This is a genomic window from Rhodococcoides kyotonense (genome assembly GCF_001645385.1).
Taxonomy (GTDB): domain Bacteria; phylum Actinomycetota; class Actinomycetes; order Mycobacteriales; family Mycobacteriaceae; genus Rhodococcoides; species Rhodococcoides kyotonensis_B.
Map to the genome: position 1 here is coordinate 43,452 of NZ_LVHI01000041.1, position 22,370 is coordinate 65,821.

20 protein-coding genes are annotated in these 22,370 nt (G+C 67.4%); 2 read left to right on the forward strand and 18 right to left on the reverse strand.

Annotation, left to right across the window (positions count from 1 at the left end):
• Positions 1 to 3: 3 nt before the first annotated feature.
• The 8 genes from tsaD to glmS all read right to left on the reverse strand — a co-directional run bounded on the left by tsaD (position 4) and on the right by glmS (position 8,407).
• Positions 4 to 1,047, reverse strand: coding sequence for a tRNA (adenosine(37)-N6)-threonylcarbamoyltransferase complex transferase subunit TsaD (gene tsaD / locus A3K89_RS24690; protein WP_068432184.1), 1,044 nt, complete (start codon positions 1,045 to 1,047; stop codon positions 4 to 6).
• On the reverse strand, positions 1,044 to 1,523 hold the full coding sequence (gene rimI / locus A3K89_RS24695; protein WP_068432187.1) for a ribosomal protein S18-alanine N-acetyltransferase: 480 nt from the start codon (positions 1,521 to 1,523) through the stop codon (positions 1,044 to 1,046). Before rimI ends, tsaD begins: the two co-directional genes overlap by 4 nt.
• Positions 1,520 to 2,182, reverse strand: coding sequence for a tRNA (adenosine(37)-N6)-threonylcarbamoyltransferase complex dimerization subunit type 1 TsaB (gene tsaB / locus A3K89_RS24700; RefSeq protein ID WP_068432190.1), 663 nt, complete (start codon positions 2,180 to 2,182; stop codon positions 1,520 to 1,522). Before tsaB ends, rimI begins: the two co-directional genes overlap by 4 nt.
• Before the next feature lie 31 nt (positions 2,183 to 2,213).
• The gene (gene tsaE, locus A3K89_RS24705) at positions 2,214 to 2,720 is read right to left on the reverse strand and encodes a tRNA (adenosine(37)-N6)-threonylcarbamoyltransferase complex ATPase subunit type 1 TsaE (protein WP_068432473.1); all 507 of its coding nucleotides are present in this window, start codon (positions 2,718 to 2,720) and stop codon (positions 2,214 to 2,216) included.
• Positions 2,713 to 3,753 (reverse strand): alpha/beta fold hydrolase, encoded by a 1,041-nt coding sequence (locus tag A3K89_RS24710; protein ID WP_068432193.1) that lies wholly within the window; start codon positions 3,751 to 3,753, stop codon positions 2,713 to 2,715. Before A3K89_RS24710 ends, tsaE begins: the two co-directional genes overlap by 8 nt.
• A complete protein-coding gene (gene alr / locus A3K89_RS24715) occupies positions 3,750 to 4,973 on the reverse strand; it encodes an alanine racemase (protein WP_068432195.1) in 1,224 nt (407 codons plus the stop codon). Before alr ends, A3K89_RS24710 begins: the two co-directional genes overlap by 4 nt.
• A 46-nt stretch (positions 4,974 to 5,019) precedes the next feature.
• On the reverse strand, positions 5,020 to 6,459 hold the full coding sequence (locus A3K89_RS24720; RefSeq protein WP_068432199.1) for a bifunctional ADP-dependent NAD(P)H-hydrate dehydratase/NAD(P)H-hydrate epimerase: 1,440 nt from the start codon (positions 6,457 to 6,459) through the stop codon (positions 5,020 to 5,022).
• An 85-nt stretch (positions 6,460 to 6,544) separates the two neighbouring features.
• On the reverse strand, positions 6,545 to 8,407 hold the full coding sequence (glmS, locus tag A3K89_RS24725) for a glutamine--fructose-6-phosphate transaminase (isomerizing) (protein WP_068432202.1): 1,863 nt from the start codon (positions 8,405 to 8,407) through the stop codon (positions 6,545 to 6,547).
• Positions 8,408 to 8,529: 122 nt separating this feature from the next.
• On the opposite strand from glmS, the gene A3K89_RS24730 reads away from it, so the two are divergent.
• Positions 8,530 to 9,384, forward strand: coding sequence for a dienelactone hydrolase family protein (locus A3K89_RS24730; RefSeq protein ID WP_068432204.1), 855 nt, complete (start codon positions 8,530 to 8,532; stop codon positions 9,382 to 9,384).
• A gap of 230 nt (positions 9,385 to 9,614) precedes the next feature.
• Here A3K89_RS24730 and A3K89_RS24740 read toward each other — a convergent pair whose 3' ends face one another.
• Both A3K89_RS24740 and A3K89_RS24745 read right to left on the reverse strand, forming a co-directional pair.
• Complete coding sequence (locus A3K89_RS24740) at positions 9,615 to 11,375, reverse strand: hypothetical protein (RefSeq protein ID WP_068432210.1); 1,761 nt, start codon at positions 11,373 to 11,375, stop codon at positions 9,615 to 9,617.
• Positions 11,372 to 11,665: a hypothetical protein gene (locus A3K89_RS24745; RefSeq protein WP_068432212.1), complete on the reverse strand. Its 294-nt coding sequence runs from the start codon at positions 11,663 to 11,665 to the stop codon at positions 11,372 to 11,374. The genes A3K89_RS24740 and A3K89_RS24745 overlap by 4 nt, the downstream gene beginning before the upstream one ends.
• Before the next feature lie 144 nt (positions 11,666 to 11,809).
• On the opposite strand from A3K89_RS24745, the gene A3K89_RS24750 reads away from it, so the two are divergent.
• Complete coding sequence (locus tag A3K89_RS24750; protein WP_068432216.1) at positions 11,810 to 12,850, forward strand: LLM class F420-dependent oxidoreductase; 1,041 nt, start codon at positions 11,810 to 11,812, stop codon at positions 12,848 to 12,850.
• Positions 12,851 to 12,859: 9 nt separating this feature from the next.
• Here A3K89_RS24750 and glmM read toward each other — a convergent pair whose 3' ends face one another.
• The 8 genes from glmM to eccCa form a co-directional block, all read right to left on the reverse strand.
• Positions 12,860 to 14,194 (reverse strand): phosphoglucosamine mutase, encoded by a 1,335-nt coding sequence (gene glmM, locus A3K89_RS24755; protein ID WP_068432219.1) that lies wholly within the window; start codon positions 14,192 to 14,194, stop codon positions 12,860 to 12,862.
• Positions 14,195 to 14,308: 114 nt separating this feature from the next.
• Positions 14,309 to 14,857: a 30S ribosomal protein S9 gene (gene rpsI / locus A3K89_RS24760; protein ID WP_084424115.1), complete on the reverse strand. Its 549-nt coding sequence runs from the start codon at positions 14,855 to 14,857 to the stop codon at positions 14,309 to 14,311.
• Entirely contained in the window at positions 14,854 to 15,297 is a 444-nt protein-coding gene (gene rplM, locus A3K89_RS24765) for a 50S ribosomal protein L13 (protein ID WP_068432222.1), read from the reverse strand. The genes rpsI and rplM overlap by 4 nt, the downstream gene beginning before the upstream one ends.
• Positions 15,298 to 15,486: 189 nt before the next feature.
• Complete coding sequence (locus tag A3K89_RS24770) at positions 15,487 to 15,834, reverse strand: TraR/DksA C4-type zinc finger protein (protein ID WP_068432477.1); 348 nt, start codon at positions 15,832 to 15,834, stop codon at positions 15,487 to 15,489.
• 74 nt (positions 15,835 to 15,908) lie between these two features.
• Entirely contained in the window at positions 15,909 to 16,199 is a 291-nt protein-coding gene (locus A3K89_RS24775) for a WXG100 family type VII secretion target (protein ID WP_068432225.1), read from the reverse strand.
• A 45-nt stretch (positions 16,200 to 16,244) separates the two neighbouring features.
• A complete protein-coding gene (locus A3K89_RS24780) occupies positions 16,245 to 16,553 on the reverse strand; it encodes a WXG100 family type VII secretion target (protein WP_068432228.1) in 309 nt (102 codons plus the stop codon).
• Positions 16,554 to 16,701: 148 nt separating this feature from the next.
• Positions 16,702 to 18,222, reverse strand: a complete 1,521-nt coding sequence (locus A3K89_RS24785) for a type VII secretion-associated protein (protein WP_068432230.1) — start codon at positions 18,220 to 18,222, stop codon at positions 16,702 to 16,704.
• Positions 18,219 to 22,217: a type VII secretion protein EccCa gene (gene eccCa, locus A3K89_RS24790; RefSeq protein WP_068432233.1), complete on the reverse strand. Its 3,999-nt coding sequence runs from the start codon at positions 22,215 to 22,217 to the stop codon at positions 18,219 to 18,221. The genes A3K89_RS24785 and eccCa overlap by 4 nt, the downstream gene beginning before the upstream one ends.
• Between the last annotated feature and the right edge of the window lie 153 nt (positions 22,218 to 22,370).

Consider the following 22,370-nt stretch of genomic DNA (forward strand, 5'->3'; position numbering starts at 1 on the left):
GTACTAGTCGCGCCCCGACACGATCGAGGTGGACACTTCGAGTCCCGGATCGGTCGCGGCACGCAGGTCCGACGGCGCGGCTCCCCCGGCGACGAGGTGCGCACCCAACGACGCGATCATGACCCCGTTGTCGGTGCACAGACGCGGCTTGGGGATGCGAAGCGTCAAACCTGCTGCTGCACAGCGTGACTCGACCAACGAGCGAATACGCGAGTTGGCGGTTGCGCCGCCACCCAGAACCAGGGTGTCGACCCCGACGTCCTCGGCCGCGCGCACGGCCTTCATCGTCAGGACGTCCGCGACGGACTCCTGGAACGACGCGGCGATGTCCGCCACGGGGACGGTGTCACCGGCACGCTTGCGCGCTTCGACGAATCGGGCCACCGCCGTCTTCACACCGGAGAACGAGAAGTCGTAGCGGGCGTCCCTCGGACCGGTCATGCCACGCGGGAATGCGATGGCGTGCGGATCGCCCTCGCGCGCAGCGGCATCGAGCGCGGGCCCACCGGGGAAACCGAGGCCCAGCAACCGCGCCACCTTGTCGAACGCTTCACCCGCTGCGTCGTCGACGGTGGTGCCGAGCTCGGTGATCGGCGAGCCGAGATCCTTCACGTGCAGCAGATGGGTGTGGCCGCCCGACACCAGCAGCGCGACGCACGACGGCATCGGACCATGCTCGATCGTGTCGACGGCGACGTGTCCGCCGAGATGGTTGACGGCGTAGAACGGTACACCCCACGCTGCCGAATATGCTTTGGCTGCAGCAACTCCCACCAGGAGGGCACCGGCAAGACCAGGACCGATCGTGACTGCGACGGCGTCGGGACGGTCGATGTCCGCGGCCGCGAGTGCACGACGCATCGTCGGGACGATCGCCTCGAGATGCGCGCGCGACGCGACTTCGGGCACGACGCCGCCGTAGCGCGCGTGTTCGTCGACACTCGATGCGACCTCGTCGGCGAGCATCTCGCACACACCGGGCTCGCGCCACCGGACGACTCCGACACCCGTTTCGTCACACGAGCTTTCGATCCCCATGACGATCACGACAGTTCACCTTCACTTCCAGCTGCCGGACGCCGCATCGTGTACGCGTCCGCGCCGCTCGGCTGATAATAGTTGCGCCGGGTGCCGACGACGACGAAGCCTTCGCGCACATAGAGTTCGATGGCGGCGGTGTTGTCGGTGCGCACTTCGAGGAACACCGGGCCGCCGTGCCGATCTGCCGCAGCGAGAAGGTCGTTCATCAACGCGCCGCCGACTCCGCGGCGGTGCATCGACGGGTCGACGCCGATGGTGTGCACTTCGGACTCCGCAGATTCACCCCGCCCGAGCAGGGCGATACCCGCATACCCCACCAACAGGCCGTTCTCGCGCGCCGCAACGTAATGATTGTGCGGCGCAGCGAGTTCCGACAGAAACGCCTGTGCCGTCCACGGGTCGTCGCCGGGAAACAACACCGTCTCGAGCTCGGCGCACGCCTCGGCGTCGGCTGGTGTCAACGGCGACAGCGTCACGGTCACGACGACGCCTTCTTCTCGGCCGCGCGCTCGTCGAGAGTCTTGGCGTCGGGCCTGCGCAGATACAGCGGAACGAGCGGAGCCGGCTCGATTCCGTCCGTCAGCAGATTCTGTGCTGCCAGAACGAGTCCCGTCGGGCTCGGCGACGTGACGTCGCGCGCGGGCAGATCGAACAGCGCGGTGTGCGGCGGCGAGCCTGCGGTCGCTGTGGCACCCGCGACATCGAGCGCACCGGGGGCGCAGACGTCCGGCCCTGACACGCGGACACCGTCTCGATAACGCGCCCAATAGATTTCGCGTCGGCGAGCGTCGGTGATCACGAGCAGCTCCGACTCGTCGGCGAGTTCGGACGCGATGCCGTCGAGACTGCAGACGCCGTGGACGGGGATCGACAAGGCGTCACCGAATGCGGCCGCGGTGGCCATACCGACACGAAGACCGGTGAACGGTCCCGGTCCGACGCCCACGACGACGGCACCCAAGTCACCGGGCGCCAGGCCGGCGTCGGACAGGCATTCGAGAATGTTCGGGGTCAGGATCTCGGCGTGCAGGCGAGCGTCGACCACCACGCGCTGCGAGACAGGAACGACGGTTCCGTCGGTGAGCCGCACCACACCGGCAGTGACGGCGGGCGTGGAGGTGTCGACGGCGAGAACAAGCACGGTTGTTCAGGGTACCCGCACGTCAGTGCGCCTACGACGCCGCATCGGACGATTCGACACGGCGCAGCTGCACGGTTCGAACGTCGGATTCGGGGTCACGCCGGATTCGCACCGACACGTGCCCGTCGCTCAGCTTCTCGACCAGCCCCTCGCCCCACTCGACCACGACCACCGCACCATCGAGGTCGGTGTCGAGATCCAGGGCGTCGAGTTCGTCGAGAGCCGACTGACCCGTCATGCCCAGTCGGTACGCGTCGACATGCACGAGAGCCACCGGGGCATCCCCGTTCGGACGCACTCCCGGTCGATGCTCGCGCGCGATGACGAACGTCGGCGAGCTGACACGGCCCCGCACGCCGAGGCCGGCCGCGATACCCCTCGTCATCGCGGTCTTGCCTGCGCCGAGCGGACCGTCGAGCACCACGAGGTCACCCGCAACGAGTTCCTGCGCGAGCCGGTACCCGAACGCTTCGGTGTCCGCTGCCTCGGGCAGGAAGATCTCCCGACCGTCGAAGAACAGCTCGTCGTGCTCAGCCAATGCCCCGCCGCCCCGCACGTCGTCGACTACGCAATTCGGTTGCGCGCGAACCCAATCGGATCAGAGCAGCATTGACCTTGTCGGGGAACTCCAGCTGAACCAAGTGCCCGGCCTGACGGATGCGCACCATCTCCGATTCCGGCAACGCGTCGGCGAGCGCCTGCGAGCTCGCGAACGGAATGATCCAATCGTCGTCACCGCAGATGACCGACACGGGAATACGCTCGAGTTCGGTCAGAGCATCCTTCTCGTCGTGGAGTTCGAGCGTCTTCAGGAAATTGACGATGGTCACGACGGACGTGTCGTCGATCATCGACTGCGAGAACTCGACGAGGCGTGGACTGACCCGCGTGCCGTACGACGCGGCCCGCAGCACCGGAGCGATCAAGGCGCGCACCGCGCCCCGCCCGAACTGGACCACGCCAGGCGACGTCCGCACCGCGAGCCGGAACGCGTCGACGACGGGGTTGTCGAGACTGCGACCGAGGCCCGTCTCGGCGAGACCTGCTGCCGTCGTCGAGATGAGTCCGACGCCGACGACCCTGTCTCGCACCGATTCCGGGCGTTGACGGACCATCGACAGAATGGACATGCCGCCCATCGAGTGGCCGATCAGCATCAGGTGTCCGCGCGGGGCAACGGCACGAATGACGGCGTCGAGATCGAGACCGAGTTGCTTGATGGTGCAGCTCTCCGGCGTCGGGACACCGGAGCGTCCGTGCCCGCGCTGGTCGTAGAAGACCATCCGAATCGACGAGCCCCACTCTTGTTCGAGGGCTTGCCGCTGAAAGTGCCACGACGCCATGCGAAGGCAGTATCCGTGCACGAACACCACGGTGATCGGCGCGTCGGAGGGACCTACTTCTCGCACGGCGAGCGAAACCCCGTCGTCGGCCGTCACGATCGACCCGCGATCGGCGTCCATCAGGTCCAGGTTCTCACCTGCCAGCGGATCCTTGTTCGACCTCAGAACCGTCTCGCGCAAGGCGATGCCGACGCTGCTGACGATGCCGAAATTGGACGACCACTTCACGCCTGCACCTCCCCCGCTGCAGTGTTGCCCGCTCCGACTCCCCCGAATTCGCGCTTGATTCGCCCGCCGATGCCGGTGACCACCTCGTAGTGGATGGTGTCCAACGTGTCGGCCCAGTCCTGCGCGACCGGCTCGCCGTTCTCCCCGGAGCCGAACAGTACTGCAGTATCGCCGACCGCGACGCCTGCGCCGTCGGGCCCGAGGTCGACGACGAATTGATCCATGCAGACGCGTCCGACGGCGGGGAACCGACGGCCACCGATGCCGACGTCGAAGCGGCCGCTGAGGTTGCGTCGGACGCCGTCCGCGTAACCCATCGGAATCAGGGCGACGACGGTGTCCTCCGGCGCGCTCCAGGTGTGCCCGTAGGACACTCCCTGCCCGGCACGGACCTTCTTCACCAGCGCGACCTTCGTCGACACGGTCATGGCCGGCCGCAGACCGAAGTCTCCGAGTTCGGGTATCGGCGACAGACCGTAGGCAGCGATTCCGGGTCGCACGAGGTCGAAGTGCAGATCCGGCCGTGTCAGAGTGGCCGCGGAGTTCGCGAGGTGAGTGACCTCGGGGTGCAGGTTCGCCGCGCGAAGCCTCGCCACCGCGGCGCGCAACGACTCGGCTTGCTCGTCGTTGGCCGGATGATCGGGCACATCGGCGCACGCGAGATGGGAGAACACACCGCGCAGCCGGGCCGTGCCGTCGGCCACTGCGCCGCGGAGCACGTCGATCACGTCGTCCAGGTCCGCGGGGTCGATTCCGTTCCGGTTCAGTCCGGTGTCGATCTTCAGCGTGACCGTGGCTGCCCTGCCGACCGATCGCGCGGCGGTGAGGACCGCCTCGAGCTGCATCGTCGACGACAGCCCCAGTTCGACATCCGCGACGATCGCAGGCGCGAAATCGGTGTCCACGTGGTGCAGCCACGCCAGGATCGGCGCAGTGATGCCTGCGTTGCGCAGAACGAGAGCCTCGTGGACCGTTGTGACGCCGAGTTCCCGCGCCCCAGCTCCGAGAGCCGTGCGAGCCACCTCGACAGCACCGTGGTTGTAGGCGTCCGCCTTGACTACGACCATGACCCCGGCGCCACCCGCGTGGTCGCGCAGAATTCGTACGTTGTGCGCTATGGCGTCGAGATCGACGAACACCGTGGACACGGCATCCGAATCACCGCGATCCCGGTCGATAGGTTCCGTCGTTCCACTCTGCACAGCATTCGATAGTGCCATTCGACCCCGCCGAAGCCCCATTCGACCCGACGAGCTGCTTCTCTCGTTACTCGCCGGTGGTGACGGACCGCACAATCCTGATCGCATCCGGTAGTGCCGACAGCAGCGGACTCGCCGAGATGGGGGCGGCGAACTCGCCGTCGACCCCATGGGCGGCCGTCGCCGCGGCGAGAGCGTGCACCCGCGCGCCGCATGCCGCGGCCGTCGACGGGGTCATGCCCGACGCCAGCAGCGCGCCCAGAATGCCGGACAGCACATCTCCCGAGCCGGCCGTCGACGCAGCCGACCCACCCGCGTCGTTGACGTAGGTGTTGCCGTCGGGATCCGCGATGACGGTCGCCCTGCCCTTGAGCAGCACGGTCACACCCCATTCGGCAGCCAACGCGCGAACCGGGGCGACGCGGTCGGGGCCGGGCGCCTGTCCCGTGAGCCGCTCGAACTCACCTGCATGCGGGGTCAGCAGCGTCGGCGCCGTCCGGGCCCTCACGAGCTCGGGGTTCGACGCCAGGACGGTCAGCCCGTCGGCATCGACGACGACGGGGAGATCGGTGGCCAGGATGGTCGTGAGCCACTGCGTGGAGACGTCGTCGGTGCCGAAGCCAGGCCCGACCGCCCAGGCCTGCACGCGGCCACTGCTCTGTGGGTCGGACGCGGCGATGACTTCCGGGTAGTGCGACACGACCTCTGCCGCAGCACTTCCCACGTATCGGACCATGCCCGACGTCGCCGCGACGGCCGCGCCCGTGCACAGCAATGCCGCGCCCGGATAGCGATCGCTACCCGCCGACACTCCGACGACGCCCTGGGTGTACTTGTCGTCCGTCGCTCTCGGAATGGGCCACAGGGCACCGACGTCCGCGGGCTCGAACGCGGACAGATACGGATCCGGCAAATCCAGGCCGATGTCGACGAGTTCGACTCTGCCGCAATACGGTACGGCCAGCACGTGCGCGGGCTTGCGCGCGCCGAACGCCACCGTGACCGCAGCGCGCACGGCCGGGCCGTCGACACTGCCGGTCTCCGGGTCGACGCCGCTCGGGATGTCGGCGGCGACGATCGGTGCGTCGAGGGCGGATACGAGTGCGTCGGCGTCGCGACGCAGCGGACCCTTGCCGGAGATTCCGACGATGGCGTCGACCACGAGGTCCGGCTGACCGGGAGACTCGACGACCTTGCCGCCCGCTCTCCGGAATGCGGCGAGGCCCTCGGCATGCGCGCGATCCGGCTTCAGCAGAACGGCTTTCACCGCGACGCCGCGTTGTCGCAGCATCGCACCGGCCCACAAACCGTCGCCGCCGTTGTCTCCCGATCCGACGAGCACGCAGACCTCACGGCCGACGACGCCGCCCGTCCGGGCGAGCAGTTCGCCGACCACGACGTTCGTCAGGCCGTATGCGGCGCGGCGCATCAACGCCCCGGGCGGGCCCGCCTCGAGCAGCGGTCGTTCGGCGTCGCGGACCTGGTCCGGTGTGTAGTAGCCCCGCATGGTCGTCCTTTCGGGCGGCTGCGCCACCCGTGCGCGGATAGTCGGCCCAGAGTCCGACCATCCGCGCACCGGCGCCGCAGGCGCATCACTCGACGGTGACGGATTTCGCCAGGTTGCGCGGCTTGTCGACGTCGTACCCGCGTGCCTGCGCCACCTCGGCGGCGAACGCCTGCAACGGAACGGTCGACAGCAACGGCTGCAGCAGCGTGGGTGCCGCCGGGATCTCGATGAGGTGGTCGGCGAACGGACGCACGGCCTCGTCGCCTTCCTCCGCGATGACGATGGTCAGAGCGCCACGTGCCTGGACCTCGCGGATGTTCGACAGCAGCTTCGAATGCAACACCGCGCGGCCCTTGGGCGACGGCATCACGACGATGACCGGGACGCCGTCCTCGATCAGCGCGATCGGACCGTGCTTGAGCTCGCCTGCGGCGAATCCCTCCGCGTGCATGTACGCGAGTTCCTTGAGCTTCAAGGCGCCCTCCAACGCGACCGGGTACCCGACGTGCCGTCCCAGGAACAGGATGGTCGACGTGTGTGCCAGCTCGCGGGCCAGAGCGCGGATCGGCTCGACGGTGTCGAGCACCCGTTGCACCAGCTTCGGCATCGCCTCGAGGTCGGCGTACTCGCGAGCCACCTCGTCGGGGTACTTCGTGCCGCGGGCCTGCGCCAACGCGAGTCCGACGACGTAGTTCGCGGTCACCTGGGCGAGGAACGCCTTGGTCGACGCGACGCCGATCTCCGGACCGGTCCGCGTGTAGACGACGGCGTCGGCCTCACGCGGAATCTGCGAGCCGTTGGTGTTGCAGACCGCGAGGACGCGCGCGTTCTGTTCCTTCGCGTGCCGGACGGCTTCGAGAGTGTCCGCGGTCTCACCCGACTGCGAGATCGCGACGACCAGAGTCGACCGGTCCAGAACCGGGTCGCGGTAGCGGAACTCGCTGGCCAGTTCGACCTCGACGGGAAGACGCGTCCAGTGTTCGATCGCGTACTTGGCGAGCAGGCCCGAGTGGTACGAGCTGCCGCACGCGACGACGAAGACCTTGTCCACGTCGCGGAGCTCCTGTTCCGACAACCGCTGCTCGTCGAGCACGATGCGCCGGTCCTCGAAGTGGCCGAGCAGTGTGTCGCCGACCGCAGCGGGCTGCTCCTGGATCTCCTTCAGCATGAAGTAGTCGTAGCCGCCCTTCTCCGCGGCCGCGAGGTCCCAATCGATGTGGAACGGGCGTCCCGACGCCTCGTTGCCGTCGAAATCGGAGATCTCGTAGCCGTCCGAAGTGATGACGACGACCTGGTCCTGCCCGAGCTCGACCGCGTCGCGCGTGTGCTCGATGAACGCCGCGACATCCGATCCGATGAACGTCTCGCCGTCACCGACGCCGACGACCAGCGGCGTCGAACGACGTGCCGCGACGATCGTGTCCGCGTGATCGGAATGCGTGAACACCAGCGTGAACGCGCCTTCGAGTCGGCGCAGCACCGCCTTGGCGCTCGCGACGAAGTCACCGGCCGTCGGACCGCTCGCGTACGCCAGCGACACGAGGTGAACGGCCACCTCGGTGTCGGTGTCGCTCTTGAACTCGACGCCCTCGGCTTCGAGTTCGGCCCGCAGCGGACCGAAGTTCTCGATGATGCCGTTGTGGACGACCGCCACCGAGCCGGAGACGTCCCGGTGCGGGTGGGCGTTGCGATCGGTAGGACGACCGTGCGTCGCCCACCGAGTGTGGCCCATACCCGTCGTCCCGACGAACTTCTCGGTTCCGACCTCGTCGAGCTCGGCCTCCAGATTGGCGAGTCGGCCCGCCTTGCGCTCGATGGCGGTGTTGCCCTGACCGTCGAGGATCGCAATGCCTGCGGAGTCGTACCCCCGGTATTCCATACGCCGAAGCGCCTCGACAACGACCCCGAGAGCGGGGCGATGGCCGACGTATCCCACGATTCCGCACATGGTGGTTCAGGCTACCCGCGCCGGAACCGTCAACCCGAATCCGTTCGTCGTGGGTCACTTTCTCGCCACTCGTCGGCGGCGCTCACCCCCACACTTCCGGCTATCCGATAGCGTCTACTTCCGTGGCGACATCCAGCAAGCTCGCAGCACAGTTGACCAAGCGCGGCCCGCACAAGGTGCTCCGCGGTGATCTCGCGCTCGCCGGACAACCCGGTGTCGTCTACACCCCCGCCGAGGGCTACAACCTCCCTGCCGTCGCGTTCGGCCACGGCTGGATGCTCGGTGCAGCTCGCTACTCGGACACGTTGAAACACCTCGCGTCCTGGGGCATCGTCGCCGCGGCACCGGACACCGAGCGCGGCCCGATGCCGTCGCACCGCGGGCTGGCAGCCGACCTCGGCACCGTCCTCGACATCATGACCGGGGTGCGCTTGGGCACCGGAGACATCAGCGTGCACCCGGAGAAGTTGGCCGTCGCCGGACACGGCATGGGTGCCAGCGTCGCCGTCCTCGCGGCTGCAGCACGATCGGACGTCAAGGCCGTCGCCTCGCTCTTCCCGGCACCGAGCACCCCCAGTGCGGAAGAAGCCGCTGCCGGACTGACCGTTCCCGGTCTCGTGCTGGGCGACGCCGCCTTCACCGACTCGCTCGACGACAACACTCTCGCGCTCGCGGGCGCCTGGGGCGGACCGTCCGTGCTGCGCCGGATCGACAAGGCGTCGTCCGACGGCATCGTCGAAGGCAGGCGACTTCTCGCGCCCATCGGCGTCGGCGGCACCGAGAAGTCGACGGTCAAGAGCGTGCGTTCGCTCCTGACCGCGTTCCTCCTCTTCCACATCGCAGGCGAGAAGAAGTACGAGGAGTTGGCGGGAAGCGTGGAACTGAAGGGCAGCCGCGTCATCGACCCGCACGCGCCCATCGAAGAGCAGCCCAAGCCCAGTCCCCTGTCGGCTGCACGCGCCCTCATCGGTCGCTGATCAGACCAACCAGCCTGTCGACGGTTCGTCGGCCGCGGGCCGGGGAGCGACCCGGCGGGTATCCAGGTTCGCCGGGAGCAGGAACGATGGCTCCGATTCGTAGGCCGGTTCGATAGACGGCGGCTTGTCCGGCGGCGATCGTCTCGACGCGTTCTCCAGCCGTGTCGACGCTCTGCCCACCGCGTGTCGATGGGCTTCGCGAACGACGTCGAGTTTCGCCTGCCATTCGTTCACAGCGGACCTGCCTCGACGAGTCGTGCGCCCGATGAGCTGTCGGGTGGTGGTGATCCTGTGATCGATTCAGCCGGAACCGGCTCCGGCTCGGCAGGCTCCGGAGGGCAGTGCGCGACCGCTGGCGCGGGCTCGGAGTCCGGCTCGAGATACGGCGCCGGCGCCGCATCCGGCAGCGGGCTCGGCTGGGGTGCGACGGGTGTCCGGTCGACGACCGGCGCGGGCGGCTGCTGACCAGGTGCCGTTTCCGGTACGGGTGGAGTCACCTCCGGCGCGACGTCCTCGTCGAACATTTCGACGACGACGGGCAGACCCATCGGACCGATCCGCAACTCGAACCGCCTGCTCCCACCGTCGGGTGTGCCGAGATTCAAGGACAACGTGCCGTCGTGCGCCAACGCGACACGGGCGTGGTAGCCGTCGAGCTCGGCTTCGAGGTGCCCGCGTTCGGTGCCGTCACCGGGCAGCCCAGGAGGCGGCGGAGGGCCCGGCTGCGGGTTCGGTTCGAGAAGTGAATCATGTTGCGACGGTTCATCATCGGCGGATTCGGGTGATGTCTCCGGTCGTTCGACGGCGGGCGGTGCATCGCCGGACTGCCGGTCGTCGTCGAGTGGAGCCGCGTACTCCGACGGTGCGGCATGCTCGTGTTGCTGCCGGAAGTCGTCCAATGCAGCTCGTATCTGTTCGCCGATGTCGTCGGCGACCGTCGCGACGGCGGCCTCGACCACCGCAGCGAACTCGGCGAGACTCGGAATCCGTTCGAGCGACGGGGATTCGAGCGCACGGACGTCGGGCATCTGCGAACCGGATGGCGAAGGCTTGGACTCCGGAGACGGCAGCGTCGCAGCGGGCGTGGACGTGGGCGCCGAATCATGCTGCTGCACAGCACTTTTGTTCCCGCACGACGGAGCAGGCTCCACCGATGCAGGCCGCACGGGCGCGAACTGCGCATCCGGTGCCGTGGGGAAAGCCGATGCGTCCACCGCCTCGGCGGCCTGCGCGACGACCGCCAACGCGTCGCGCACCGCGGTGTCCGTGCCCGCGCAGAGGTCGACGAACGCGGCACACGTCTCGATCACACAGGTCGCGAACACGGACCCCAGCCAGTCGCGGCACAGTTCCTGCACCTGCCGAAGTGCGGCGTCGTCGAGTCGGTCCCGCTCGCCGACGTAGTCGGCGACCGCCGGGAGCCACCGCGTCAGCATCGGCACGTCCAGGTTGGCGACGATGCCGATGTTCGCGCCTGATCCGATCGTCGTCGTCCCGTACTTCACGATCGCGGCCACGGCCGACGCGGGAACTCCGTCGATCTGCGCGTCGTCGATCCGTCCGCACGTGTCCGCCTTGTCGCGAACGCTTGCGGCGATCACGTCGGCAGCGTCATGCATCGCCACCGACAACTGCCCCGCCGCGTCGACGCGATCGGCGGCGTTGCGCGCATCCTGGCGGGCATCCTCGACCGCAGCGACGCCGCCCTCACCGATCCACGACTGCCCGAGTGCCGATGCGAGGCGTTCCGACTCGTCGACGTGGCGCCGGGCCTCCACGACCATCCGACCGAGCGCATCTGCATCGGCCCGCAGCCTCGTGAGGTCCAGCCCTCGCTGCTGGTCGTAGCGAGCGCACAACTCCGGGTAGGTCCAGTCGGTCTCCTGGCCGAGCATCTCGAGCACGGGCAGGTTCCGCTCGAAGTACTGCAGACCGTGCGCGCCTGCGTCGAGAAGGTGGTCGACCGACATGCCCTGCACGGGCGAACTCACCGCGGTGCGCCGATCGATGCCGCACTCTCGACATCCGCGGCGCGATACGCGTCGACGCTCACCCGTAGCCGTCCGGCGTTCTCGTCCAGCGCCTCACCCCATCGACGAAACGCCGACGCGACCTGCTCGTACCCCGCGACGATGCGGACGGCCACATCACCGTAGCCGCGTCCCGCCGCCGCGCGGCCGAAGGCGAATCCGGATACCGAGTCCGCCAGAGCCGACACCGACCGCGCCGTGCCCTCGACCGTGGTCGCCACCTCGGTCACCGCGTCCACATCGAGTTCCATGCCGTGCCCCACTGGACCCACCCTCTCGCTCACCGTCTCTGTGAGGTTGGACGCATCCCCGGTGACACAGGTTCCACCCAGTCGGCTAACGTCCGACAAGAGAAACTCGGGTCACAGATAACGCTCACACCTGCGAGGAGTCCCATGCACATCGGAACGATGCTCAATTACTCGGGCGGTTTCACCGAAACCGTCGCCGAGGTTGCAGAACTCGAGAAGGCCGGGCTGGACATCATCTTCGTCCCCGAGGCCTACTCGTTCGACGCCGTGAGCCAGCTGGGCTTCCTGGCGGCGAAGACGTCGACGATCAAGATCGCGTCGGGCATCTTTCAGATCTACACACGGACGCCGTCGCTGACTGCCATGACGGCAGCAGGCCTCGACTACGTCTCGGACGGCCGTTTCGTGCTCGGCCTCGGAGCCTCCGGACCCCAGGTGGTCGAGGGATTCCACGGCGTCAAGTACGACGCCCCGATCGCTCGCACGCGCGAGGTCGTCGAGATCTGCCGCCAAGTGTGGCGTCGGGAGAAGGTCGAGCACCAAGGCAAGCACTATCAGATTCCGCTGCCCGCCGAGAAGGGCACCGGCCTCGGCAAACCACTCAAGCTCATCAATCACCCTGTGCGCGAACGCATTCCGGTGGTCATTGCAGCGCTGGGGCCGAAGAACGTCGAGCTGACTGCCGAGATCGCCGAAGGGTGGCAGCCGATCTTCTACTTCCCCGAGAAAGCCGATCAGGTCTGGGGAGACGCGCTGGCAGCCGGTCGAGCCAAGCGGGACGAGTCACTCGGTGACCTGCAGATCTTCGCCAGCCCGACGCTCGCCATCGGTGAGGACGCCGACAAGTACCTGCCGTGGGTCAAGCCGCACCTCGCGCTGTACATCGGCGGCATGGGCGCGAAGGGCAAGAACTTCTACAACGACCTCGCGCAGCGCTACGGGTACGAGGCCGAAGCCGAGACGATCCAGGATCTTTACCTGGCAGGCAAGAAGGAAGAGGCCGCCGCGGCGGTGCCGGACGAACTCGCGCGCGCGGTCAACCTCATCGGTCCCGAGAGCTTCGTGAAGGAGCGCGTCGCGGCGTTCGCCGAAGCAGGCGTGACGACCCTCAACGTCGCGCCGCTCGCGGAGAACACCGCGGGCCGCGTCGCGCAGCTGACTGCGCTCCGCGAGCTGACCGACTGACCCTCCGGCTCAGACCTGCCCGACCCGGTCCGCGAGATCCTGCGCGAGCCGGCGGGCCAGGTCGGGCTCGGAGGCTTCGACCATCACACGCACCAGCTGCTCGGTTCCGCTGGGACGCAACAGCACCCGACCGTTGTCCCCCAGCTGCCGTTCCACCTCGGCGACGCCGTCGACGACGATCTTCGACGACGCGACGGCGGCCTTGTCGGACACCTTCACGTTGATCAACACCTGCGGCAAGGTCTGCATCACCGACGCCAGATCGGCCAGCGTGCGTCCGGTCTGCGCCATCCGTGCCATCAACCGCAGCGCGGTCAGAATGCCGTCGCCGGTGGTGCCGAGCGCTGGAATCACGACGTGCCCGCTCTGCTCGCCGCCGAGCGAGAAGTTTCCCGCGCGCAGCTCTTCGAGAACGTAGCGGTCACCGACCGCGGCGGTGCGCAGGGCGATCCCGGCCTGACGCATCGCGATGTGCAGTCCGAGGTTGCTCATGACCGTGGCGACGAGCGTGTTCTCGGCGAGCTCGCCGGACTCCTTCATCGCGATCGCCAGCACCGCCATGATCGCGTCGCCGTCGACGACGGCACCCGACGCGTCGACGGCCAGGCAGCGGTCTGCGTCGCCGTCGTGGCCGATTCCGATGTCGGCTCCGTGCTTCACGACGGCGTTCTGCAGATCCTCGAGGTGGGTGGATCCGCACTCGTCGTTGATGTTGAGACCGTCGGGATCGGCATGGATGGCGACGACCGTCGCGCCCGCTGCCGAGTACACCGCAGGAGCAACCGACGATGCGGCGCCGTTCGCGCAGTCGACGACGACGGTCAGTCCGGCGAGGTCGTGGCCCACAGCGGTGCGCAGATGCTCGACGTACTTCTCGCCTGCATCGGCGTCGACGCGAACGCGGCCGATCGCGGCACCGGTCGGTGCGGGCAACTCGCCGTCACCCGTGATGAGCGACTCGATGCGGTTCTCGACGTCGTCCTCGAGCTTGTGTCCGCCGGAGGCGAAGATCTTGATGCCGTTGTCGGGCATCGGGTTGTGCGACGCCGAGATCATGACGCCGAGGGCCGCGTCGTACGAGGCCGTCAGGCACGCCACTGCGGGCGTCGGGAGCACGCCGACGTCGACGACGTCCACACCCGACGCGGTCAGACCGGCGATCACGGCGGCGGACAGCATCTCGCCGCTCGCACGGGGATCGCGGCCCACGACCGCGACCGGACGCGACCCGTTGCGTGGCGCCAACACCGTGGCCGCTGCCCGGGCGACCTTCACCGCCAACTCCGGAGTCAGCAACGCGTTGGCCAACCCTCGAACGCCATCGGTACCGAACAGTCGAGTCATACGCACCCGTCCCCCTTGCCGCAAAACGAAAGTGATCCATCGGTGAAAAGCCACGAGGGCAGGCATCCGGTCGTTGCCGGGCGCCTGCCCTCGCAGGTGGAACTGTAAGACGCGTCAGCGCTTGGAGTACTGCGACGCCTTGCGGGCCTTCTTCAGGCCGTACTTCTTGCGCTCGACGGCACGCGCGTCACGCGTCAGGAAGCCTGCGCTCTTGAGAGCGGGGCGATCCTCCGGGGTGACCTCGATGAGTGCACGCGAGATGGCCAGACGCAGTGCGCCTGCCTGTCCCGACGGGCCGCCACCGTGCAGCAGAGCGATGATGTCGAACGACTCGGTGCGGTCGACGAGAACCAGCGGAGCCTTGATGAGCTGCTGGTGGACCTTGTTCGGGAAGTAGTCCTCGAGGCTGCGGCCGTTCAGCGTGAAGCCACCGGCACCCGGCGCGAACCGGACACGAGCGACAGCTTCCTTACGACGACCGACGGTCTGAACCGGGCGGTCGAACACGATCGGAGCAGGCGCTGCAGCAGCGGCTTCGATCTCGGCGGTGACCTCGGGCTCTTCCACGGACACGAACTCGTCCGCAGCGATCTCGGCCTCGTTGACCTCGACCTCTGCCGGGTTTTCCTGCGACGTCACGTCATTTCCCTCCGGCGCCGTCACTGGGACACCTGCTTGATCTCGAACGGAACGGGCTGCTGCGCTGCGTGCGGGTGGTTCGGTCCCGCGTACACCTTCAGCTTGCTCGCGATGGCATTACCGAGCTTGTTCTTCGGGATCATGCCCTTGACGGCCTTCTCCACGAGACGATCGGGGTTGTTTTCCAACACCTGACGCGTCGAGCGCGACTTCAGACCGCCCGGGTGGCCGGAGTGGTGGTGGTGGAACTTGTCGTCGAGCTTGTTACCGCTGATGGCAACCTTCTCGGCGTTGATGATGACGACGAAGTCGCCACCGTCGACGTTGGGTGCGTACGTCGGCTTGTGCTTGCCGCGAAGCAGAGTCGCGGCCTGGACGGCAAGGCGTCCCAGCACGACGTCCGTCGCGTCGATCACATGCCACGCCCGGGTGGTGTCCCCGGCCTTCGGGCTGTATGTAGACACGTAAGAGTCCTGTCTTCATGATGTCGCTGCTGGCCACGGCGTGTTGATGAGCTCGGCGGCCAGTTGAGACCCGAGATCGAGAGCTCGTCCGCGCACGAATGCATGCGGCGAGCCCGTACACGCCAACGAAGGACGATACCGGCTTCGGCCGGCCCAGGTCAAAACGCCTCTTCGGCGTCGACCCCCGAGTCAGCGACGGCCGGTGCAGTCGATGCAGCGACGAGCCGTCACCAACGCCTCCAACCGGGCGTCCGAGATCGCCGAGCCACACCGTTCGCAGCGACCGTAGGTTCCGGCGTCGAGCCTCGCGGCGGCTGCGTCGAGCTCGCGCAATTCGTCTTCGGCGTCGCGCGCGAGGCCTGAGATCTTCGCGCGCTCGAAGGCGATGGTGGAGCCTTCGGGGTCGTGCTCGTCGTCGGCAGTGCTGAATTCCGACCCTGCGACGATCGCGGCGAACTGCTCACGCAGAGAAACCAGGCGCGCGGCAGTGGCGGCACGCACCTCGTCGATGCGATGCCGGGCGACGTCGGGGTCCATGACACCAGTGAACACCACGAAGGCCGGGCCCGACATCGTCATGACGTCGGCCCGGCCCGTGCAGGTGTCGCCGATCAGGCGAAGCGAGCCCGGTTGATCGCTTCCTGCTCGATCATCTTCTGGTTGCCCGCGGAGACGGCGCCGATGAGGCTCTGCAGGACCGTGTTGAGTTCGGCTTGAGCGGCGTTCCACTCGCCCTGGCGGACCTGGTACGCATCGGCGTCGGCGCCCTGCCACGTGGCGACGAGCGGCTGGATCGAGGACTTGATCTCGTCGAGTTTCTCGTTCAAAGACTGCCACTTGACCGTCATGCCGCTTGCCAGATCGGCGATCGAGCCGAAGTTGTATCTGATTTCGCCGTCCATGTGTCGGTTCCTCTTTCTCGGTTCGGTGCGTGGATGGGGTGACGGTCAGAGATTGAGGGTGCCGGCGACCGAGTTGATCGACGAGACGTTGTCCTGCTCGGACTGGTCGTACTCGACACCGGAAGTCTTGATGGCCTGGCTGATACCGGCCAGAGCGTTCTCCAGCTTGAAGGCGCTGGCATCCCAGTTGGTCATGACCTGGGCGAACGTCGTCGACGCCGCACCCTTCCAGATTCCCGACGCGGCCAGGTCGACATCGCCCCGAAGCGCTCTCAACTGCCCCGCGATCTGATCTCGCAGCCCGTCGACCTTCGCGGCGACGGCGAGCATGGTGTCGATATTTGCATCTGCCATGTCAACTCCTGATTCTTCGATGATGGGTTCTCGCGGTGGGTCCGCCGCAGCGATGGACGTGCGGGACGAAGCTGCCGGTATGTCCTACATCTGCTTGGACGCACCGACGCACGTGATCGGTTCCGCCATCTCTCACTTGTTCTCGGACTCAGTTCGGTCGAACCGTCAACGACGTGGTGGCCCGTGCGCAGTCGTCCTCGAGGACGGCCTCCTCCCCGAGCGTCGACTGGCAACCGATGGCGATCTGAAGATCGTCCTCGACGAAGACGCGCCACCTCACGATCGACTCGTCGTCCGGCGACTCGGTGTACGACAGGGCCACTCGCCCACCGACATCCGTTGCACGCGTGAGGTTTCCGAGAGACGTGTCACCCCCTCTCCGATCGGCCTCGGCGAACAGGTCGTCGGCGACGTCGTCGAACGTCGCACCGGGTGTCAACGGGGTGGTCGCCACCACGATCCGCCGGTCAGGCAGGTCGTCGGGGACCAACACCAGCCGGTCGGGTTCCTCGCGCGCCGACCACGTCGACGGAAGTTCGAGCCGGACACGCCCTACCTCGAAGCCGGTTACCGCAGGTGGGGACGGCGAGGTCGTCGCCGGAACGACAGGCGGTGCTCGGACCGCCGTCGAGCCCACGACCGACGTCGTCGGCGGTGGACGAGGCGTCGAGAGATGTCGAGCCGCAGCGGGTTGGGTCGGTGCAGGCGCGCCGCGCATCAGAACGACGACGAACGCGACGAGAATCACCACGGCGACCGCGATCAACGTAGCCGGAATCGCACCACCGCGTCGACGAACCTCGTCCGACTCCGCCGTCACTTCACTCAACCAGGCAGCCGACCGCACCGGCAACGGAATGTCCGAGATGTAGTCCGCTACCTCGATTTCCGGCACTCGCCCCTCAGGGGAGATACCCGCTCGACCCGCCATGGCACGCACGACGTCACTGCCGTCGAGTCGACGGAGAACGTGAGGCACCGTAACGGAGAGCGGATTCGGCTGCGCCCCAGCGGAATCGACGACGAAGACGTGCACCGGATCTCGGCTCGGCCGGGAGGCGATGGCGGCGGCGACGCGCTCCTCGACCCGTCGCCAGCCCGAGCCGTCGGCCACGAGATCCAGCGCCCCGGTGGTGATCCAGTCTCCGGAAACGGTCGCCGACCCGTCGGCGTCGAGAGTCACTGCACTCACCGCGGAGTCGAGAAGCGCCATCTCGACGACGACCGCGAATTCGGGCGCCCGCTCTCCCACGCTGTGCACGGCCGCGACGGCGGTGTCGACGAGCAGCACCTCGCGAGCGACGGGCTGAGCGGCGAGCCGAACCGTCCGCCGCCGGTGGTGGCCCCACGTCGCCGGACACGATATCTCCAGCACGTCGACGCCGTCCGACGCACCTGCGCTGTGCAAGGCGGCCTTCAGCGTGCCTGCCAGGACCTCCGCGGTCGCGACGGGTGTGACCCCGACGATCGTCACGGGGTCGTCGATCGTGCGCGACAGGTGACACACGGTGTCCGGGTCGTCGAGATCGACAGGGAACGACAGAACCCCGTCGCGCACCACTGCCGACGTCGTATGACGGGTCTCGATCACCTCGTCACCGCGCGCGTGGAGCACCGACATCACACCGTCGCCGAGATGCACTGCGGCGTAACTCCGTTCGCCCCTCACTCGGGTATCCAGGCCAGCTGGACCAACGACTGCCCACGGCGATCGACGAGCGTTCCACGTCCCGGGGGCAGCGGAGTCGGCTTGACCGACCCGATCAGAGCGCCCTCGTCACGGCTTCCACTCATGACGAGACCGGCCGAGACGAGGTCACGCAACCGCGACACCACCTGGTCGTACAGCGACCTCGACGCTCCCCCGGACCGTCTCGCCACGACGAGATGGAAGCCGATGTCTCGCGCGTGCGGAAGGTATTCGACGATTACCGACAACGGATTTCCCGACGGCGTCGCCACCAGGTCGTAGTCGTCGACGACCACGAAGATCTCGGGCCCGGTCCACCACGACCGTTCACGCAGTTCACGCTGCGTCACGTCAGGACCGGGCATGCGGGCAGCCAGCTTGACGGCCAACTCTCCCATCATCGTCGTAAGAACCGAGTGCGACGCAGCGTATCCGGCGAGGTGATCACCGGTCACGGTGCCGAGCATCGTGCGCCGATAGTCGACGAGAATGACCTTGACCTGTGCCGATGTGTTCGCTTCGACGAGCGATGCACACATCGAGCGGAGCAGAGCAGTCTTGCCGCACTCGGTGTCACCGAACATGAGAAAGTGCGGTTGCTCCCCGAAATCGACTGCGACAGGCTTCAACTCGGCCTCGTCGACGCCGATCGGAACGGTGATCTCGGGACGACCACCCCCCTGTCTCGGCCAGCGTCCAGTCAGCATGTCGAGAAGCGCAGCGCGCGAGAGGTTCTCGGGCAACATGCGAACACCGGGCGCCGACATGCCGGTGAAGACACGCGCTACCGCCGTGACCGCGGCCTGGACACCGGCACCGAGATCGACCGTCGCCGATGTGTCGTCGATCCTTGGCAGCGCGGTCAACAGGTGCAAACCGTCCTTCGTGATTCCACGCCCGGGACGGTTCTCGGGGACACGAGCAGCCTTGGCACGCCCGAACTCGGAGTCCGATGCGTCACCGAGTTTCAACTCGATCCGAGTACCGACCAGATCCTTCGTCGCGGGGCGCACCTCGGCCCATCGAGAGGCACTGAGAACAAGGTGCACACCGTACGACAGCCCCTGTGCCGTCAACGCCGCAAGGTCAGGTTCGAGCGATTCGAAATCGGACCTGATGCTCGCCCACCCGTCGACCACCAGGAACACATCGCCGAACCCGTCGTCGGTATCGACCGGACCCCCGGCGCGTCGTCGACGGAAGTCGACCATCGAATCGATTCCCGCTGAACGGAAATGATTTTCGCGACGAGCGATCACCGCGGTCACCTCGGCCACGGTGCGTCTGACACGGTCGACGTCCGTCCTGCCCGCAACCGAACCGACGTGCGGAAGAGCCTGCAGAGCTCCGAGTGTGCCGCCGCCGAAGTCGAGGCAGTAGAACTGCACCTGCTCGGGCGTGTGCGTCAGAGCGAGCGACAGGATCAGCGTTCGAAGAACCGTCGATTTGCCCGACTGCGGGCCGCCGACGACGGCCATGTGTCCCTGTGCCGCGGACAAGTCGACCGTCAGAAGGTCGCGGCGCTGGTCGTACGGACGGTCGACGATGCCGATCGGCACCCGGAGCGACGCGGACGCCGGGGCCGGGCCCGTCAGCACCGAGTCGGGTATCAACCGATCGAGGGTCGGTGGGAGGTCGAGCGGTGGTAACCACACCTCGTGCGCAGCCGATCCTCTACCGCGTATCCGATCCACGACGACGTCGAGCACCGTCCGTCCATTCGCCGCCGGCTCGGGCGTCTGCACGGCAGCAGAAGTGGCGGCCGGCCGTACTGACACCACCTCCTCGTTCCGGAGCCGAACCGGGAATGCGCCGAACACGCGCGGTCGGATGTCGATCGCTGCCCGCCCTGCAGCTCGTTCGGCACCCCGCGGTCGGACGTAGGGCCCCGACACGTACGCCGCCGCGAAACGCACGATCTCCGAGGAATCGCACTTCAGATAGCCGACGCCGGGCTGCGCAGGCAGGTGGTAGGCGTCGGGAACACCGAGTACCGAACGAGACTCGTTGGCGGAGAACGTCTTCAACCCGATCCGGTACGACAGATGGCTGTCGAGACCTCGCAGTTTGCCCTCTTCGAGCCGCTGACTCGCCAGCAACAGATGCATGTGCAGCGATCGCCCGAGACGCCCGACAGCGACGAACAGTTCGGCGAATTCCGGCTGCTGGCCGATCAATTCGGAGAACTCGTCGACGACGATGAACAACGCAGGCAGCGGCGCGAGCGGCGCGCCCGCCGCACGGGCTCTCTCGTAGTCCGACACGTTCGCGTAATTGCCTGCGTCCCGCAGCAATTCCTGACGCCGGTTCATCTCACCGGCGATCGCGTCGCGCATCCGGTCGACGAGCGCCAGATCGTCCGCGAGATTGGTGATCACCGCGGCTACGTGCGGCGCGTCCTCCAACCCGGCGAACGTCGCACCACCCTTGAAGTCGACGAGCACCACGTTGAGCTGATCCGGGCCGTGTCGGGCGACCATGCCGAGCACCAGTGTGCGCAGAAACTCCGATTTCCCCGATCCTGTTGCACCGATGCACAATCCGTGCGGACCCATGCCGTTCTCGGCGGACTCCTTCAGGTCGATCTCGACGGGGCTGCCATCGGGTGCGACGCCGATCGGAACCCGCAACCGGTCACGACCGCGGCGCGGAACCCACGTGCGGTCGGTGTCGAGCACACCGACGTCGGGGATGCCCAACAACCGATGCCACTCCGACATCGATCCCGTGTCGTCCGACCCGTCGTCGGTAGCCGCGTGCGCGGCCGCGGTGCGGTAGGGCGAGAGGCGTCGGGCAACGGTCTCGGCCTGGGCGACGCTCAGTCCGTCCACCGCACCGAAGAGTTCGATGCGGTTGCCGCTGACCGCCCCGATCGTCCCGTTCTCGGTCACCAACCGCAGCCCTCTACCGGCTGCGAGACCCGAGGCGAAGTCGGACAGGTCGACGACGGTGACGGCATCGAGTCCGGTGCGGACGACGTCGGTATCAGAATTGTCGAGCAACCCGCCGTCGACGACGATCACGAGCTGAGGCACTCCGGGTGACGGCGCGGAACCGCGCGCGAAGCGCGTACGCAACGAAAGATGCTCCGCGAGAGACGATTCGAGCTCCAGGAACGATCCGTAGATCGTTCTCGCGGTTCCGACGTCGTCGCGCGCACTGTCGTGTTGGGCGTGCGGCAGCCACTTGGTCCAATCCCAGTACGTCACGGTGTCCGGCCCGCAGACGACGGCGAGGCGTACCTGGTCGGGATCGTGAAAAGTACAGAGCGACGCGAGCATCGCACGCACCAAAGCTCGCCCGGCATCCCGGTCACCGGCTACCGAGATGGCCGCGAACCCGCGCAGCGACACGGCCGTCGGCAGCGTCGATACCACCGAGTGCGCCCTCACGAATCTCCGCAGCGACACCGCCGACACCGGTTCCAACTCCTCCACCGGTCCCGTCTCGGGTGGGACGAGGCGCGTCGCGAGCCGTTGGTCGCCGGTGCCGAGGCGCACGTGGCAGAAATCCGGGTCCGACGTGCGTCGCTCCCACATGCGAGTGGTTCCCGAGTAGGTCCATAAGACCTCCGGAGCCGGATGCGACCACTCCAGTGCTGCGCGTTGGCTTTCCGCGGTCGCGGCGACGTCGCGCCGCAGCCCGTCCAGATAGCGCAGATAGTCCTTGCGGTCCTCGTTCGCCTCCGCCGTTCGTGCACCGCTGCCGCGACCGCCACCGGCGACCATTCCGAGCATCGACACCAGCATCATCGCCGGGAACATCAACATCATCGGGTTCGCCGCCATGCCGGAGGTGAACATCAACGCGACCATCCCGACCATGGCCGCGACCATGACGACCGGCATCAGCTTGGTCATCAGATTGCCCGGGACGACGCGCGAAATCTCCGGCGGCGCCTGCAGCGTCACTTCGCCGCCAGGGGTGCGCGGAACCGGCCGACGCTGCCCGCGCACGAAACGAATCGTGCTCACGTACTACTACTCACGCTGAACGACGCCCCCCACCGTTCGGTGTCCCCCGTTACCGCAGACTGCTCGTTCCCAGGCGAGCGGTCTGTTTCCGCGACAGACTAGCCCATGGGCACGTTCTCCGCGAGGGACGAGCACGGAATAGTTGCACGTACA

What these genes read in the sequence shown, in the direction of transcription:
- alr (WP_068432195.1), bottom strand. Translation starts at nt 4,973, where the DNA reads ATGGCACTATCGAATGCTGTGCAGAGTGGAACGACGGAACCTATCGAC.
- A3K89_RS24720 (WP_068432199.1), bottom strand. Translation starts at nt 6,459, where the DNA reads ATGCGGGGCTACTACACACCGGACCAGGTCCGCGACGCCGAACGACCG.
- glmS (WP_068432202.1), bottom strand. Translation starts at nt 8,407, where the DNA reads ATGTGCGGAATCGTGGGATACGTCGGCCATCGCCCCGCTCTCGGGGTC.
- A3K89_RS24745 (WP_068432212.1), bottom strand. Translation starts at nt 11,665, where the DNA reads ATGGAACTCGATGTGGACGCGGTGACCGAGGTGGCGACCACGGTCGAG.
- A3K89_RS24750 (WP_068432216.1), top strand. Translation starts at nt 11,810, where the DNA reads ATGCACATCGGAACGATGCTCAATTACTCGGGCGGTTTCACCGAAACC.
- glmM (WP_068432219.1), bottom strand. Translation starts at nt 14,194, where the DNA reads ATGACTCGACTGTTCGGTACCGATGGCGTTCGAGGGTTGGCCAACGCG.
- A3K89_RS24770 (WP_068432477.1), bottom strand. Translation starts at nt 15,834, where the DNA reads ATGGACCCCGACGTCGCCCGGCATCGCATCGACGAGGTGCGTGCCGCC.
- A3K89_RS24775 (WP_068432225.1), bottom strand. Translation starts at nt 16,199, where the DNA reads ATGGACGGCGAAATCAGATACAACTTCGGCTCGATCGCCGATCTGGCA.
- A3K89_RS24780 (WP_068432228.1), bottom strand. Translation starts at nt 16,553, where the DNA reads ATGGCAGATGCAAATATCGACACCATGCTCGCCGTCGCCGCGAAGGTC.